The 16,467-nt window shown below is 42.2% G+C and carries 11 protein-coding genes; 4 read left to right on the plus strand and 7 right to left on the minus strand.

Annotated elements, in window-relative coordinates:
* Nucleotides 1–31: 31 nt before the first annotated feature.
* A complete protein-coding gene (locus AC04NP_RS15080) occupies nucleotides 32–1,396 on the minus strand; it encodes a Gfo/Idh/MocA family protein (RefSeq protein WP_482860614.1) in 1,365 nt (454 codons plus the stop codon).
* Between the two features lie 322 nt (nucleotides 1,397–1,718).
* Here AC04NP_RS15080 and AC04NP_RS15085 point away from each other — a divergent pair, with 322 nt between their 5' ends.
* A complete protein-coding gene (locus AC04NP_RS15085) occupies nucleotides 1,719–5,780 on the plus strand; it encodes a two-component regulator propeller domain-containing protein (RefSeq protein WP_482860615.1) in 4,062 nt (1,353 codons plus the stop codon).
* A 38-nt stretch (nucleotides 5,781–5,818) separates the two neighbouring features.
* Here AC04NP_RS15085 and lpxA read toward each other — a convergent pair whose 3' ends face one another.
* Both lpxA and AC04NP_RS15095 read right to left on the minus strand, forming a co-directional pair.
* On the minus strand, nucleotides 5,819–6,598 hold the full coding sequence (gene lpxA / locus AC04NP_RS15090; protein ID WP_482860616.1) for an acyl-ACP--UDP-N-acetylglucosamine O-acyltransferase: 780 nt from the start codon (nucleotides 6,596–6,598) through the stop codon (nucleotides 5,819–5,821).
* Nucleotides 6,599–6,811: 213 nt separating this feature from the next.
* Nucleotides 6,812–7,372, minus strand: a complete 561-nt coding sequence (locus tag AC04NP_RS15095; RefSeq protein ID WP_482860617.1) for a Crp/Fnr family transcriptional regulator — start codon at nucleotides 7,370–7,372, stop codon at nucleotides 6,812–6,814.
* Nucleotides 7,373–7,690: 318 nt separating this feature from the next.
* Here AC04NP_RS15095 and AC04NP_RS15100 point away from each other — a divergent pair, with 318 nt between their 5' ends.
* Genes AC04NP_RS15100 through AC04NP_RS15110 form a run of 3 tightly spaced genes read left to right on the plus strand, consistent with a single transcriptional unit; the run spans nucleotide 7,691 to nucleotide 9,204 of the window.
* Nucleotides 7,691–8,251 carry an RNA polymerase sigma factor gene (locus tag AC04NP_RS15100; RefSeq protein WP_482860619.1) on the plus strand — a complete coding sequence of 187 codons (561 nt, stop codon included), beginning with the start codon at nucleotides 7,691–7,693 and terminating at the stop codon, nucleotides 8,249–8,251.
* Nucleotides 8,232–8,510 (plus strand): hypothetical protein, encoded by a 279-nt coding sequence (locus AC04NP_RS15105; protein WP_482860620.1) that lies wholly within the window; start codon nucleotides 8,232–8,234, stop codon nucleotides 8,508–8,510. Before AC04NP_RS15100 ends, AC04NP_RS15105 begins: the two co-directional genes overlap by 20 nt.
* Nucleotides 8,497–9,204: a ClpP family protease gene (locus AC04NP_RS15110; RefSeq protein WP_482860621.1), complete on the plus strand. Its 708-nt coding sequence runs from the start codon at nucleotides 8,497–8,499 to the stop codon at nucleotides 9,202–9,204. The genes AC04NP_RS15105 and AC04NP_RS15110 overlap by 14 nt, the downstream gene beginning before the upstream one ends.
* A gap of 78 nt (nucleotides 9,205–9,282) precedes the next feature.
* Here the strand turns inward: AC04NP_RS15110 and AC04NP_RS15115 are convergent, their stop codons facing one another.
* The 4 genes from AC04NP_RS15115 to AC04NP_RS15130 all read right to left on the minus strand — a co-directional run bounded on the left by AC04NP_RS15115 (nucleotide 9,283) and on the right by AC04NP_RS15130 (nucleotide 16,224).
* Entirely contained in the window at nucleotides 9,283–10,782 is a 1,500-nt protein-coding gene (locus AC04NP_RS15115; RefSeq protein ID WP_482860622.1) for a RagB/SusD family nutrient uptake outer membrane protein, read from the minus strand.
* 21 nt (nucleotides 10,783–10,803) lie between these two features.
* The gene (locus AC04NP_RS15120; protein WP_482860623.1) at nucleotides 10,804–14,271 is read right to left on the minus strand and encodes a SusC/RagA family TonB-linked outer membrane protein; all 3,468 of its coding nucleotides are present in this window, start codon (nucleotides 14,269–14,271) and stop codon (nucleotides 10,804–10,806) included.
* A 76-nt stretch (nucleotides 14,272–14,347) separates the two neighbouring features.
* A complete protein-coding gene (locus tag AC04NP_RS15125; RefSeq protein ID WP_482860624.1) occupies nucleotides 14,348–15,379 on the minus strand; it encodes a FecR family protein in 1,032 nt (343 codons plus the stop codon).
* Nucleotides 15,380–15,573: 194 nt separating this feature from the next.
* Nucleotides 15,574–16,224, minus strand: a complete 651-nt coding sequence (locus AC04NP_RS15130) for an RNA polymerase sigma factor (RefSeq protein WP_482860625.1) — start codon at nucleotides 16,222–16,224, stop codon at nucleotides 15,574–15,576.
* Nucleotides 16,225–16,467: the final 243 nt, after the last annotated feature.

Consider the following 16,467-nt stretch of genomic DNA (forward strand, 5'->3'; position numbering starts at 1 on the left):
TTTCATGTCTTCGGCTAGTTTCCATTATATCTCAAAAACTATCTTTTATCCACTCATACTGTTTTCTTGTTATCCATTTCCCCCTTGTAAAATCAGGGAAGTACTGGGGTTCGCCGTTGTTTTCAATTGACATTTCTGACAAGGGGGTAACAGCACTCCAGGCTGCGGCATCATATGCATCCATTGGTGGGGCAATGTTCTGTTTTGCGGATTCCACAAATGCGTTAAGTACAAAGAAGTCCATACCACCGTGACCTGCTCCTGTAGCAAGCGCGCCATATCTTTGCCATAATGGGTGGTCATATTGCTGCAACCACTTATCGGCTGTATCCCATTGATGAGGTTTTGATTTTCCCTCGATGTAAATCCTGTTGCCGTCCACTTCCCATAATCCATTGACTCCCTGCACCCGGAATCCCAATGAATAGGGTCTGGGCAAATTGCAATCGAGGGTAACAATGATGGTTTCTCCATGTGTTGTTTCAATAGTGGTAGTGATAACATCACCCTGTTTCCATTTTAATTGGGCATTAGGATGATCTGCCCCACCCTTAGAGTGGTTGATGATGTAATCATGTAAACCCAACGCTTTGGAGGCATGTGAAGTCAGCGAAACAAACCTATTGCCTCTGTTGATGTCAGCCATGGCAGCAACAGGGCCTAATCCGTGCGTTGGATAAACATCGGCATTTCGCAACAAAGAATGCCTGGTACGCCATCTGGATTCGGAGATGCCTTTTTCACCAAACTCTACCCCACTGCCATAGGCACTTTTACCATCATTTAACTTGACTCCTCTCAAGTCGTGCTGATAGCCACACCTGAAATGTAAGAGTTCCCCGAAAACACCCGCCCTTACCATGTTCAGTACGGCAAGGACATCCCTTCTATAATTCACGTTCTCCAAAATCATCAGGTGCGTCCCTGTTTGTTCATGCGTATTTACCAGATCCCAACATTCTTCCAGCGTGTTGGCAGCAGATACTTCCAGGCCTGTATATTTCCCTGCCAGCATGGCATCTTTGGCCATGCGTGTGTGCCATAGCCATGGGGTGGCTATGATGACAGCATCCACATCACTCAAAGCCAGCAGGTTTCTATAGTCGTATGCTCCGGCACTGAAAACGCTGGGCTTTTTGTGTCCTGATTCAGCAATTTTTTTTAGCCCGATCGAGATTCTCCCGGGGTCTATGTCGCAAATTGCCCTGATGACGACATCATCTCTCAGTAGCAGGTTATTCAGGTGATTCGTACCTCGAAGCCCCACGCCGATAATGCCGACTCTTAACTGGTCTGGTTTTCTACTGAATCCGTAGGTAAACATAGGTGATACCGAAATACCTGCACCTGCTATGGCTGTTTGTTTTATAAAATTTCTTCTGGTAGTGTCGCTCATTGGGAATAGTCAATGGATTTAAAAATGAACATCCTGTTATTTTTCATCAGTGATTAAAAATGACACATTCACTTTAAAAGAAGGTTGACGTTTTAAGCGATTATGTGGATTTTTTAAAGGAATTTCACCCGATGACAATTTTATACCCCTTTTTGCCGAATTTACATACCTTGACCGGTATGGGATCCCGATCATTAAGAATAAATTTTATTGATATCTTTGTAACCGGGCTGTTTTTAAAAAGCAGGTTTAGTTTTATGCGGATCTTTACCCATGAAGGGGCCATTGGGGTAACGGCATACAAAGATTTTAAATGAATTCCATGAAACATTCCGTACTGGTGGGTTGCTTCTTGTTTTATCCATTGTTATTGATCGGGCAGGATTCACCCAATTTTATGCACATTGTGCCCACGTACAATGGGAAAACCATTGCCCCATTTGTTAGTGTGGAAGGATTCCTCGGACAAATCTGGATGGCGCAGAGTTCAGGAGTTTATGTATACAATGGGTACAACTTTATATTAACTCCTACACACAAGGTTTTCCCGGGAACGAAACGCGGTGATGGCATCAAAAAAATGATGCTCGACCATAACAAAAATATTTGGTTTTTATCCTACCAGGGTATGGTTTCGAGGCGCAACACAGCCGGACGGTTTGAAGAAATAATACCACCATTAAAAACCGGGATTTCTACGATCCACACCACAGCAAACGGCATATGGCTCAGTACCAACAAGGGAACGATATATAGATATGGTGAGTCAAAAATCGACAGTGTTACAACTATCGACGGTGTCGACGCCAACCTTACGGAAATACAAAGCATTGCGTTAAGTAGCTCAAATGAATTGTATGTAAGTACCAATAATGGAAAAGTCTTTGTTTATGCTTTGAATACGGGGGAAATTGGTGAAGTCCGTGGTCCATTTACAGATTATCCGGGATCACTGGTTATCACATTTGACAAAAAAGGACATCTTTGGATAGGCACTGAAAATTTTGGCCTGTATGTATATGCCCCTGAAAGCAGGCAGTTTATAGAGGACTTAATTTTTAGTAGTAACCGTTACAATATTACCAACGAATTGTTTCTCGTCTTGTATTGTGATAGCCAGGGGGTAATCTGGGGAGGTACCGATGGAGGAGGTTTGTATAAGGTTAATCCTGATGATGGACAGATTCAACTGTTTACTCACCATGCTAATAATAGATTCTCTTTGAGCAGCAACACCATCATGGACATCAATGAAGATAGCCACAACAACATGTGGATACTGACAAATTATGGAAACATAAACATTTTGCCCAACCTCGATAGTAATGTGGCCTATCATGAAGGTTCCGCCAGTAATACCCCTTCAAGGGTACTGTCCGTTCACAAAGATTTGAATGGTGAGCTGTGGATCGGTACTGACGGTTCAGGGCTCACAAGAGTCATCACCAGCGCAGATGGCACCTCTACCGAAACTCAATATTTTGATCATGATGGCTTAAATAAAGGGTTTTATGTACAATCTATCGCCGAAGATGACCGGTCAAATATATGGTTCGGCACGTATAAAAATGGGCTGTGGCATTATGATTTGCAAAAGGACAAGTTTAAACACATCCCGATATTGAATTCAAAACAACAGGTGGCTACGGATGTCAGAACTATCTTCAGGGATTCAAAGCAGCGGTTGTGGGTCGGTTCCAATATTTCACTCAATGTGTATTCAAGTGATCGAAAAATGCTGGCATCGTTTGAAAACAATACGCATGGGTTGAAGGGACCAATATTGGAAAGTATGATCGAAGATGAAAAAGGTAACCTCTGGCTCGGCTATTTCAAGGGAGGACTGTTTGAGTTCAATGAAGACCCGGGCGTCCTTCAAAATTCATCTTTTACAAGACACACTTACTGCGACGAAAAGGCAGAATACAATAAGACTTACGGAATCAAGAGTATGGCGGCAGACGGTCACGGGACTTTATGGTTAATCGATTCCCAAAGCAAACTATCGAAATTCCACATCGCTGACAAAACATATGATTTGTCAGAGCTTTTAGACAATACCGTCGCACAATCCATACTTGTTGAGAACAAATACAACATTTGGATAAGTACCAACAACGGGCTGGTCCATTTAAATGATGAGGACTCCGTTATAAAAACCTATTATAAAACCGATGGATTCCAGGACGATTTTTTTCTTCCAAGAAGTGCTTTTAAAGATCAAAAAGGGCTTTTATATTTTGGAGGGGTCAAAGGTCTCAATTATTTTGACCCAAAAAAAATACATAAAAAAGAATCCTCGGCAAGGTTACATATCAACGACATTGAAATTTTAAACCGCCCTGCGCGTTCTTTGATTCCTGACCAAATCAGTTCGGGGGTCTATAATGCTGACGACCTAAAATTAAAGTTCGATCAGTCCTCATTTTCGTTCAGGTTTTCAGCCATCGATAACATTTTAAGTTCAAATTATTTTTATGCTTACAGGTTGAAAGGGTTTAATGACGAGTGGATACCTACACAAACCACACGTGTAGCGACCTATACCAACATTCCACCGGGCAGCTATACTTTTCAGGTGAGGGCGGGCTCCAAAAAGGGCATTTGGGATATTCCGGCAAAAAGTATTGTCATTGAAATAGCACAACCCTGGTGGAACAATCCGCTGGCACACCTGTTATACCTGTTTGTTTTAGGATTACTGGCATATGCAGTAAAAAGATGGTATTCCATAAGGAAAAAGTTATTTGCCGAAAAAATAAGTCACAAAAAGGAAAATGAACTCTATGAATTAAAGATGAATTTTTTTGCAAAGATGTCTCACGAAGTCCAGACCCCGATCACCCTTATTTTGGGACCTATAGAGGATATGTTGAAACGGGCTGAAAATGATGGCAACCTGTTGCTAAAACAACGGCTGGACATCATATCGAACAACGTCAAACGTCTTTCGAAAATCGCTCGTGAGCTTACCACGATCAGAAACAGGGAGCTGGGCAGGTTGAGGTTATTGGTGACCAAAAATAATCTGTATGAAGACCTTAAAAATATCGCCCTTTCTTTTAAGGAACAGGCACGTTTTAAACATATTGACTTTTTAAGCAATTGTCCCAAAAACCTCACAGAAGCCTGGTACGACCGGGACAAAATTGAGCATGTTATCTACAACCTGCTATCTAATGCCTTTAAGTTTACCCCGGAAGAAGGGTATATTCAGTTAAATGCCGTACCAGTAAACTCAAAAAACTCCATCAAAATCTCAATTACAGATTCCGGTCCGGGGATTGCCAAAGAAGAGCTCGAAAATATCTTTACACTGTTCTACCAATCCGACACTGGCAAGAGAACCAAGGGTACCGGTATCGGCCTTGCGCTCACCAAAGAACTGATTGACCTGCACCGGGGAAAAATAGAAGTAAACTCTACCTCCGACGAAGGAACAACAATTACGGTCACACTCCCTATTGGCGAAGATGCTTATGCCGAATCCGAACGAATCATGACGGGCCACAATGCTGTAGGTATGGCGGCAGTCGAACAGCAAGCGCCTGTTCAATCCGGGGTGCAGGAAGAACATAAGAAAACAGTGCTGGTGGTTGAAGACAATTATGAATTACAGGCTTTTCTCAAAAATCTGTTAAGTGACCGATACAACGTCATACTGGCTGAAAATGGGGAGGTAGGGTTTTATTATGCCAAAAGCAACGTACCGGATCTTATCCTTAGTGACATCATGATGCCCAAAATGGATGGTGTTGAAATGTGCAAACTCCTTCAAAAAGACCATTTGACCAAACATATCCCTGTTATACTATTAACTGCAAAGAACTCTACCAATTCTAAAATCTCCGGACTTAAATCGGGTGCCATTGAATATATTAACAAGCCTTTTAACACACACGAACTCTTGCTGAAGATTTATAACATCATTGCTTCAAGGGAGCATATTATTTCCAAATACAAAAAAGAAGTCATCGGTCGTCCGGAGGTGAAAATGGAAAAATCCCAGGAAGATGTATTTCTGGAGAATCTTGTATCTGCCATCAACAGCAGAATAGAAGATGCTAATTTCAAAATGGAAGAATTGGCGGATACACTCCATATGAGCTATTCTTCATTGTATCGCAGGTGCCAAGCACTTACCGGACACAGTTTAATCGATTTCGTTCGCCTGCTACGGCTTAAAAAAGCAGCAGTGGTCATTGCCAAATACGGCTATAACATTTCAGAGGCCGCCTTCATGGTTGGGTTTAATGATCCGAAATACTTCTCCAAATGTTTTAAAAAACAATTCGGAAGAACGCCCAATAGTTTCAAAAAGGAAGCGCATGAAATAGGTACTGTCAATTATCTGAGGAAACACAACCTGGAAGGTATCATTTAATCCATCAAATCCGATTTTTCTTTGCAGAAATATCCTTGTTAACCATCATACCCCCGTATTAAACCCCGTTTCGAATGGGCTATAAAAGATAAAATTCTATCCTTCTCCGCTGAAGGAGGTATTTCTGTCTCGATATGGTTTATGGCATTGGTGTTATTGTATCCCCGTTGAAACAAAATCCTGTACACATCCTGGATTTCACTGATTTTCCCGGAAGAAAATCCTCTTCGCCTGAGTCCGATAGCATTAACCCCGAAATAGGAAACCGGTTCTCTGGCCGCCTTGATATAGGGTGGGACATCCTTTCTGACCAAAGCCCCACCGGCAATCATGGCGTGACATCCGATTTTCACAAACTGATGCACCGCAGAAGTGCCTGAAATGATGGCCCAGTCGTCGACAACCACCTCCCCTGCCAATCCCACATAGGCGCCGATAATACAATGATCACCGACTACTGAATCATGGGCTATGTGGGCACAGTTCATCAGCAAACAATTACTTCCGACAATCGTTTTTCCCGCTGCGTTCGTTCCTTTATTAATAGTTACCCCTTCCCTGACTACGGTATTATCGCCAATTTCCGTAAACGTCTCCTCCCCTTCATATTTTAAATCTTGCGGAACACCCGAAATGACCGCCCCCGGGAAAACCTGACAGTTTTTACCGATCCGGGCCCCATCCATGATCGTCGCATTTGGCCCGATCCGGGTGCCTTCTCCAATCTCCACATCCTTATAAATCACGGAAAATGGTTCAATGACCACATTTTTTGCGATTTTGGCTTCGGGATGGACAAAGTTTAAGGATTGACTCATGTTTCTGCTACAAATTTCAACACCCCACACCAAAAATCTTTTGACCTATATCAAAAAAGAAATTATGATATGAAATATATGATAACAATAACTTAGCGCTGACATCCCATGGCTGTTGCACAACGTTTTCGACAAAATTCTTCGTGTCTTGGTGCCTGCTACATTAGTAATTCATAAATTATTGAATATCAAATATTTATGAATTAGTTATATCTAATTCCGGGCCCGGATACGGCTTAGCGTTTCCTGTGATATGCCCATCAACGAAGCAATATGCCCCAGCTTGGCCCTTTTCATAATTGGTGCGGCATGATCAAATAAGTATTGATATTTTTCACCGGCACTTAAAGGATTAAACTCCAGTGCAAATTTCTCCGTACAGGCAAGCATTTCCTGCAAATGCCGGGTACTGAATTTTTGAATCGCCGGGTACTGCATCAACGCCTGACTGGCTTCCTCTGAAATGCTGATCAATTCGGAGTTTTCATATGCCTGCAAATACTCTGAGGCCGGTTCATGATAAAAAAAGCTCTGAGAGGAGGTGACCCACTGGTTTTCGTAGTATATCCAAATGGTGAGTTCCTTGTTTTTGCGGACATGATAGCGCCTTATTAATCCCGATTTTATAAACCATAGTTTGTTGCAATACTGCCGTGGCTTTAGCAGGAATTCATTTTTTTGCAAATTTTCCGGTTTGGCCATTTCACCGAGCGCTTTCTCAGCCGCTTTGTCGAGTGTAGTATATCTGTTGATAAAATGAATTAACTGCTCCATCTGCCCACTAATATACAAATAAGTCCCCTACTCTTATTAATTATAAACTGATTCACCCATAAAAAATCCATTTTATCGCTTCTGCTGTTTTTATTCTTTTTCCTGTGTGGTTTCCATGCTTTTACACAAACCAACATTTGTGTTTCAAGCAAAGTCCCGGACAAGGAAAAAGGACACCAAGAGACACAAAGGATTTTGTCGAAAACGTTGTGCAACAGCTACGGACGTTGGCGCCAGAAGGGTTTCCGTAAAAAAATTAAAAAAAGACGGTGATAATTCCTTTTTTTATGCACTATAATAATAAAAGGTCAAAAGTATATGGCTTATGCTTCCAAAATAGTTGCAGAATCACTGCGAACCAACAGGGAGGTGGCGTTTGAAAGATTGTACGAAGAAGCCTTCCCTGCGGTAGCCAGTCTTGTACATAGCCTGGGCGGTTCGCAACTCGATGCCGAAGATGTTTTCCAGGATGCTCTGATCGTCCTCTATGAAAAAGTTACAGGACAACCGGAAGGCATCAAATCGTCGGTTGACAGTTACCTGCTGGGGATTGTAAAACATCTTTGGATCCGGAAGTTCCGAGAAGATCGCAGATTTATATCCATGAACCGGATAGAAGCAGAGATAAAGATTCCGGAAGATTTCTATCAGCCTGAGGAAGCCAACGTTCGATTGGCAGATTACCTGGCTATGGCCGGAAAAAAATGTATGACCTTGTTAGAGGCATTTTACTACAAAGGCAAGTCCCTGAAAGAAATTGCGACAGCATTTGGCTTCAGTGGCATCAGGTCGGCAACAGTGCAAAAGTTCAAATGCCTGGAAAAAGTCAGAAAACAGGTAAAAGATAAAAATCTTCACTATGAGAACGTCATTGCATGATCCCCAAATCATTGAAAAATACCTGTCAGGAATTCTTTCAGGCACAGAACTAACTGCATTTAGGGCCAGGCTGTCGACCGATCCACATTTTCAATTACAGGTGGAAAGTCAGAAAGAAGCCTATCAAACCATTAAATACTATGGGAGGGCTGAATTGAGAAAGGAATTAAAAAGGGTAAGAAAGCGTTTGTTCACACATCCTGACAAAGCCCGTTTCCGACTGAAAATAAATCGCATTTTTAATTATGGACCGAGATAAAAAATTACATTCATCTTCGCAACCACATTTTTCGACTTCTGCCCAGGTAGTACCCATGGTCATAGATGGGCACAGTCATTCCGGGAGAGCGTATGATATCTACAGTTTGTTGCTTAAAGAGCGCATTGTTTTTCTGGGCTCTCAGGTTACAGATCAGTCGGCTAATTTGATTGTGGCGCAGTTGCTGTTTTTGAATCGCGAAAGCGATAAAAAACCGATAAATCTGTACATTAACAGCCCTGGAGGCAGTGTTTATGCAGGCCTGGCTATTTATGATACCATGCAAATGTTAAAGGCCCCTGTGCACACGACTGCAGTGGGGGTTACAGCCAGTATGGGAACGGCCCTTCTGGCCTCAGGAGCCTCAGGCTACCGTTTTGCCTTGCCCCATGCTACGATCCACATGCATCCCACCGGTGGTGGCGCCAAGGGTTATACCGAAGATGTGGGAATTGCCTTCCGTGAACAGGAGCGTATACAGATGCAGCTTTTTCACCTTATTGGAAAACATACGGGGCACTCGTGGAAAGACATAGAAAGGGACTTTCTCAGGGATCGCTTTATGAATACCCTCGAGGCTCAAAAGTACGGCTTGATAGATGAAATCCTGGGAGATGTGGATGACATTGTCCTCGTCAATAAAGCCAAGACAAGGGTGCAACTGGCAATGCGCTATGCGGAACCGGATGAATAAAAGCTACACTAAAGCCCCCAACCCTCCTGATTATTTCAAAAAACAGATCCGGAGGCTTGGGGGCATAATTAATGATGATTATCTCAGATTCGGATTATTGTCCAGCTCCCTTTGCGGTACGGAAAAAAGTAAACTTTCTTCCTGATAAACCGCCCCAAAAACATTGGTATAGCCAAGTAGATCGACAAATTGTGAGGTATTATCGTCCATCACCTTTCTTGTTCTTATCATGTCATACCACATTTTGTTTTCAAAACATAACTCATGGTTCCGCTCTTTCCATACCGCTTCCCTGAATGCGGCTTGTGACAGTCCCGATAATTCACCTGAGGGTCCGAAAGCCCGGTTTCTGACGGCATTTAATGCCTCATAGGCTAAGCCGTTGGGTGAACCCTCGGCCTCATTTTGTGCTTCCGCATAGATCAGCAGTACTTCCGCATAACGAAAAATAGGCCAGTTCTTCTCAGATCTTGCCGTATTTAGTATGGCCTCTTCATCGAAGAACTTATAAATATAAAAGTTGCCTAAATTGATGGAATCCGGTACTTGTCCGGCGTCCCAGTCAGAGGGATGCCCCGGTAACCAGGTATAAAAAAACTGTCTTTCTTCTTTTCTCTTATCACCGTCTTCAAAACTGTTGTAAAATGAGGGAGTGGAGAACAAGCTGCCGAATTCATCGGTATAAATAGATACGCCACGGAAATTGGGCAATAGCCAGTTTGGAACCACTGTTTCTGCAATTCCCAGTGCATATTGAGTCATAAAGATATGTTCTACGGTATTATCCGAACCCGGATCTCTAAATTCATCATAGCCGGAGAAGAGGTCATAAACATTCAGATCGATGACCTCTTTGGCCTTGGCTGCAGCTAAGGCGTATTTATCTGACTCCTGTAAAGGATAACCAGCCATAGTCAGGTATACCTTGGCTAGCATGGCTTTAATAGCTCCGGCAGATACCCTTCCTTCAGGACTCATGGCGGGTAAGCCACTTCTTTCGGCTTCCAGCAAGTCCGGAACAATAACTTCATCATAAATGGATTTTACCGGGCTGGGCGCTGCCAAAATATCATCCAGCGACTCCGTGGGTTCGGTTACCATCGGAACATCACCGAAAATCCTTACCAAATGAAAATAATAGAAGGCTCTGAGAAACCGGGCTTCTCCCAGCAAAAGCTGTTTTCTGCTTTCATCCATATTGATATCCGGTATATACTTTATGGCCAGGTTAGCGGATCCAATGCCTCTGTAGCATGATCTCCACCAAACATTGCCATATTCCAGGTTGGAATCATGAGTAAGTTCCTGCAGATTGAAGTTGAAAATGTTCTGTCCGACTTCCGTCTCTGCCTTCCCGGTAATAAATTCAAGCATCATAAACGGGCTTGCCCCAAAGGTTCCGGATCCATCGGTAAACGAACGCATCCATGGGTAAATAGCATTAACAGCGGTTTCTGCATGTTCCGGCCTTGTGTAATAATTATCAGGGGAAAAATCAGTAAGCAATTCCTCCTCAAGAAAATCACCACATCCGGTTAAAAAGATGGTGGCGATATATAAAATCAATATTCTTTTCATTATCGGCTAATTTTGGATGTGTTAAAAAGTAACATTAAGACCTACCGTGAAGGTTCTGGGCTTGGGGTACTGGAAAAATTCTATGCCCTGTGAGAAAGCTTGTCCATAAGTGGAAAACTCCGGATCATAGCCTGTAAACTCAGTGATGACAAACAGGTTCTGGCCACTGAGGTACACTTGAAGGTTTTGCAAGCCTAATTTTTCGATCTTAGGAAGGGGGAAATTATAGAGTAATCTCACGTTTCTACCCCTTATAAATGAACCGTCTTCCAACCAGTGGGTATCGGAGTTGGTGTCATAACCGGCCCCTGGCCTCCTGACCTGGGCGATAGGCGTATTTTGGTTTTCCGGCGTCCAGGCATTCAGTACGGTGGCATAACTGTTGGCCAGAGTTTGGCGATCCTCTACAGAATGTTTAGTCATAAGAAAAACATCCACGCCCTGCACAAATTGCAGATCAAACATCAATTCAAATCCCTTGTAACGAAAAGTATTGGCGATGTTCATGGTCCATTCGGGATTATTATTACCAATAATGGTATGGTCATCCCCATTGATAACACCATCGTTATTTAAGTCTAGATACTTAAGATCACCTGGTAACTGGCCAAATTCAGCAGCCTGGGCCGCTTCATCAGTACCCCAGGTTCCCAGTCTTATTGGCCCCCAGAAAGAGCCAACCGGTTCACCCACTCGAAGTACATTTGTCTGACCTAAGAACCATGGCCCCGGAAAGATATCATCGTTTTGCTCTCCGAGTGCCAGTATTTCATTGCGGTTAAGGTAAAAGTTAGTGGCTGTTTCCCAATAAAATTCCCCGGTAAGATTTCTGGTGATCAATGAAAATTCAAATCCCCTGTTTTCTACCGATCCTATGTTTCTAAACACTGAAGAAAAACCTGTCGACCATGGCACCGGTGCAGACAATAATAAGTCTTTGGTCGTTTTAATATAATAATCAGCGGTAAGATCGACCCTGCCGTCAAATAATCCAAGGTCTATCCCAATGTCAAATTGTTCCGTTCTTTCCCATTTCAAGTCAGGGTTAGCCAAAGAGCTCTGAGGAGTGCCGGGAAACCGCTCTCCTCCAAAGATGGCAGTATTGGCACCTAACCGGGCAATTGATTCAAATTCGCCAATTTCTGTGTTTCCGACAATACCGTAGCTTGTCCTTAACTTAAGGTTGCTAATAGCACGCAAATTATCGAAAAAACCTTCATCGGAAATCCGCCAGGCAAATGCGCCGGAAGGAAAAAAGGAATACCTGTTGTTCCTACCAAACCTGGAAGAACCGTCATACCGGCCGGTTAAAGTAAAAAGATAACGCTCGTTAAAAGTATAATTGATTCGGGCAAAATAAGAATTCAAATTCCATTGTGAGACATCAGATGCGGGCGGTCTGGGATTAAATCCTATACCGAGGTTATTGAATTGATAAAAATCGTCAGTAAAACCTTCGGCACCTGCAAAAGAAAACTCTCTTTTAAATTCCTGCCAGCTCAAACCGGCCATAACCGTAATACTGTTCTTTTCATTAATCTCCTTATCGTAAGTCAGATAATTCTCATTTTGCCAGTACGTTGTTCGCCAGTTCCGGATCGATGCGATGCCTTGCTGGTTGGCAGAAAGTGAATTCAGCTCACGACCTGAATAAAAACGGCGTTTGTTATGCCATGAGTCAATACCGATACTTGTTCTCAAAGAAAGGTCATCGGTGAAATCGATCTGAAAATAGGCGTTACCTAAAACCTGCATCCTGGTCCACCGGTCTTCCTGGTTCATAAGAATGTTTACCGGGTTCTCCCCACCTTCGGTGCCCGGGAAATCTGCGTTACTTCCCCATGTACCGTCAGGATATCTCACGGGTATAATGGGTAAGGCCTCCGAGATCATTCGTAACGCAGAGAGACCTCCTACATTGGCGTCTATCCTGTTTTCTTCAAAAGAATTGAAACTCAGGTTTCCACCTATTTTCAACCATTCTTTAGTATTTGAGTCCAGTGTAAGCCTGCCGTTAAACCTTTCCAGGAAAGAAGTTTTGATAATGCCTTCTTGATTCATATAACCCAGAAACACACCGTAGGTATTGTTTTCACTACCACCCCTGATGCTCAGTTGGTGGTTATGGGTGATGGCTGTCCGGGTAGCTTCTTCCTGCCAGTCCGTGTCATACAAAGGGTTACCCTCTGCGTCAAATAGATTTGAAAGCGAAGGATCAGTAGGATCATTTTCCTGGTATTTTCCCTGTGCCCAGCCCTGAGGATCAAATTTTTCACTGTTTTCAAAGGCCATCCGGTCTATCAGCATGTATTCCTCCGCATTGAGTAAATCCATTTTCCCGGCTAACCTCCCAACACTCATGAAACCATTGTAACTGATCGTGGCGGCTTCTGCCCTCCCTCTTTTAGTGGTAACAAGAATAACTCCATTGGCTCCTCTGGCACCATAAATCGCAGTAGCCGATGCATCTTTAAGCACTTCGATAGACTCGATGTCATTTGGATTAAGAAACTCAATACCCCCTACACCAATGATTCCATCCACCACATATAAAGGATCATTGCTGGAGTTAATAGAATTATTACCCCTGATTCGAACCCTGGTGGCACTGCCCGGCCTTCCTGAATTCATGGCGACATCCACACCGGCCACTCTTCCGGCCAAAGCTTCGGTCACACTAGCCGCTGGTCTGTCAACCAAAACATCCGATTTCACAGAGCCTACCGAACCTGTTAAGTCACTCTTTTTCTGTGTTCCGTAACCGATCACCACCACCTCTGCCAGGCTGGTGATATCCGGCATCATGACAACATCGATTTGTGTTCTGCTGTCGATTTCAATTTCTTCGGTAAGATATCCAACAAAAGAAAAAACCAATGTAGTCACATCATCCGGGACCTCTAATTTATACTCGCCGTTGACGTCTGTCACTGTTCCAGTTGTTGTCCCTTTTACAAGTACACTCACGCCTGGCAATGCCTCTCCCACATCGGAGGTGACTTTACCGGAAATACTCCTCTCAATCAGACTCGGTAATTTGTCTTTTATGGCTGGTTCCTGCCCCGTTCCGGGGAGAAAATCTTTCTGCACATCATCCTGTAAAGGCGATGACTGAATCTTTTTTACGGTATCATCTGACGCCCCGGCCTTTTGAATAACATAGTATCCCTCTTTGATTTTCTTATAGCTCAGATTGAAAGCTTTAAGTACCTTTCTCAAGGTCTCATCAAGATCATCTCCTACTTCTACCTTTTGGTGGGTTGCTACCACTTTGTCTCTGACAAGCTTTTCCTCATAAGCAAACCTTACATCGAATTTCGTTGAAATCCTTTGCAGAATCAGTTGAAGCGACCTTTGATCCACTTCCTTTTGTTCCTGGCTAAATATCTTGCTGGAGGCCAAGATGTTCTGTCCATTACCCTGGAATAGTACAAGACAGAAAATTACGCTTAGCAAATTTCTACCGCATGTCGGTAACATTTTCATCATATTTTGTAATTTTAAGGTTGAACATTTTATATTATCCCGACAACTTAAAGGGCCGAATCTTTGATTGTCGGGTTTTTTATTTATTTGCAATTACAAGTGTGTCATTAATCATGGTCATTTTCAAATCCAAAGACTCAGATAGTAATGTCAGTAAAAAATCCGCATCCTCAACCGGTACTTCCGCTGTAAATGCCCGGTCATTTATTTCCGGATCTTTGACAACGACATTTAAACCATGATAATCCTTGAAAATTTGAACAATTTCCGAAACAGGTGTTCCTTTAAATACCAAAATCCGATCCTTCCAGGACGTATATTTTTTGGTATCATTTAATGATTTCTGTACCGTTTTCTTAGTGGACGGAGAGTATTTTACAATTTCTCCGGGTTGCATAAGAATTTCGGTAGTTTCATCCTGGTAGGGAATCCTTAAATTAACCTGCCCGTTTTCCAGTACCACTTTCACTTCCTCTCCGCGATCGTTTACATTAAAATCTGTTCCAAGCACCTCTACCTCGATATCATTTGTGTAAACAATAAATTTCCGATGGTTATTAAGATGTTTCACGGAGAAAAAAGCCTCACCCTTCAGCCATAACTCCCTTTCTTGCTCGCTATTCCAGTTCAACGAATAAGAAATCTTTGAATTAGGGCTCAAGGTTACATAAGAACCATCAGAAAGTTGTATGGTTTTAACTTCACTGTAAGTTGTTTCGAACTTGTTTTTACCCGTGTAAAGAGAAAACATGGAAAAGAATAGTACCGAAAGGGATACAACCACCATACTTATGACAGCCGCAGCAGTCCAATACTGGAATTTACGGCTAGGCCGCGGCAGAGCATGTTTCCGAACGGGTTCTTTGTACCGGTGATAAGACTTTTGCAATCTATCCCAAACTTCCTGATAGTCTTCCTGGGAAGAATGTCCAACTTTAAAGTTTAAGTCTTCCAGCATTTGCCGGGCCAATTTTGTCTCGGCGGCTTTTTCAGGGTGCATGGCAAGCCAATTTTTCCAGAACAGATCCGTATCCGGATCGGGATTTTTGACCCACCTTACAAAAAAGTCATCCATCATAAAGTCACTGGCCAAGTAATTTTGATATTTCATCAAGTATTTGTCAAGTACATTTTACCTTCACTTATTAAAAGAAAAGAGTTTTTAGAAAACTCCTTTTCTTGTGAAAAAATTACAATACACTCAAGTTATTATGATTTTTTTTGCGATTTATTCACTTATTATCCTAAAAAAATACAGATTTGACAATGTTTTTGGGGTTCTCCTATATGCCCAAAAACAGTAACCTATAAAAGACAAAAGACAAGCGCGGAAATATGTATTTCTAAGTGTTTTCGCAAGTTATCCAGGGCCTTGTAGATAAGGCTGCGTGTTGATTTAATGTTGTTGGAACCCATTAACTCAGCAATCTGTTGAAAAGAGTATCCCTCATAAAATCTTAAGTACACAGCTTCTTTCTGTCGCGATGGGAGTTTTTTCAGGGATTTGTTCAACTGATTAATACGCCAGTTGCGGGATTCTGATATGATTAGATTTTCTTCAAAAGATATGGTTACCTGGAAATGATAGTTATCAGGGATATCGCCAGTTAACAAAGCAGGATGAGATTCGGATAATTTACCAGCAAGAATGCGACGAAAGGAACGATACAGGTAAAATTTAACAGGATCGGCATTACTTTCATCCGGCGTGAATGAAGTGAGCGTGCTACGATATTTTCTGAGATTTATGAATAAGTCATGAATACTATCTTTCACCAACTCTTTGTCTACGGTAAACTTGGTACCATAATTATAAAGAGAATGGAAATATTCCTTATACAAATAAGCAAATGCCTTGTCATCTCCACCTTTGAATTGAATCCAGTTTGCAAGGTTATTTGAAGCCTTCTTTTTACTATTTTGATCCGAATTGATACCCACTTTTTGACGATTCAAATAAAAGTATTAAACTGATTACCTTTGAATTTTTTCAAATTAGGTTTTGATATTTTAAAATTCAAAATGTATGGCAGGTTTTCGGTATAAAAAGTTAAGATATACAATTATAAAATCAACCGGAAAAATCAAAAACACCAGCAAAAGACAATGCAAGGCAACTTTTACAAAAAAATCATAATTATACACTGGCATCACCTGTTTTCTGTGGTAAACCGCTTTATTCTTCAGACTGTATCAATC

This window comes from Agaribacillus sp. DX54 (genome assembly GCF_056858335.1).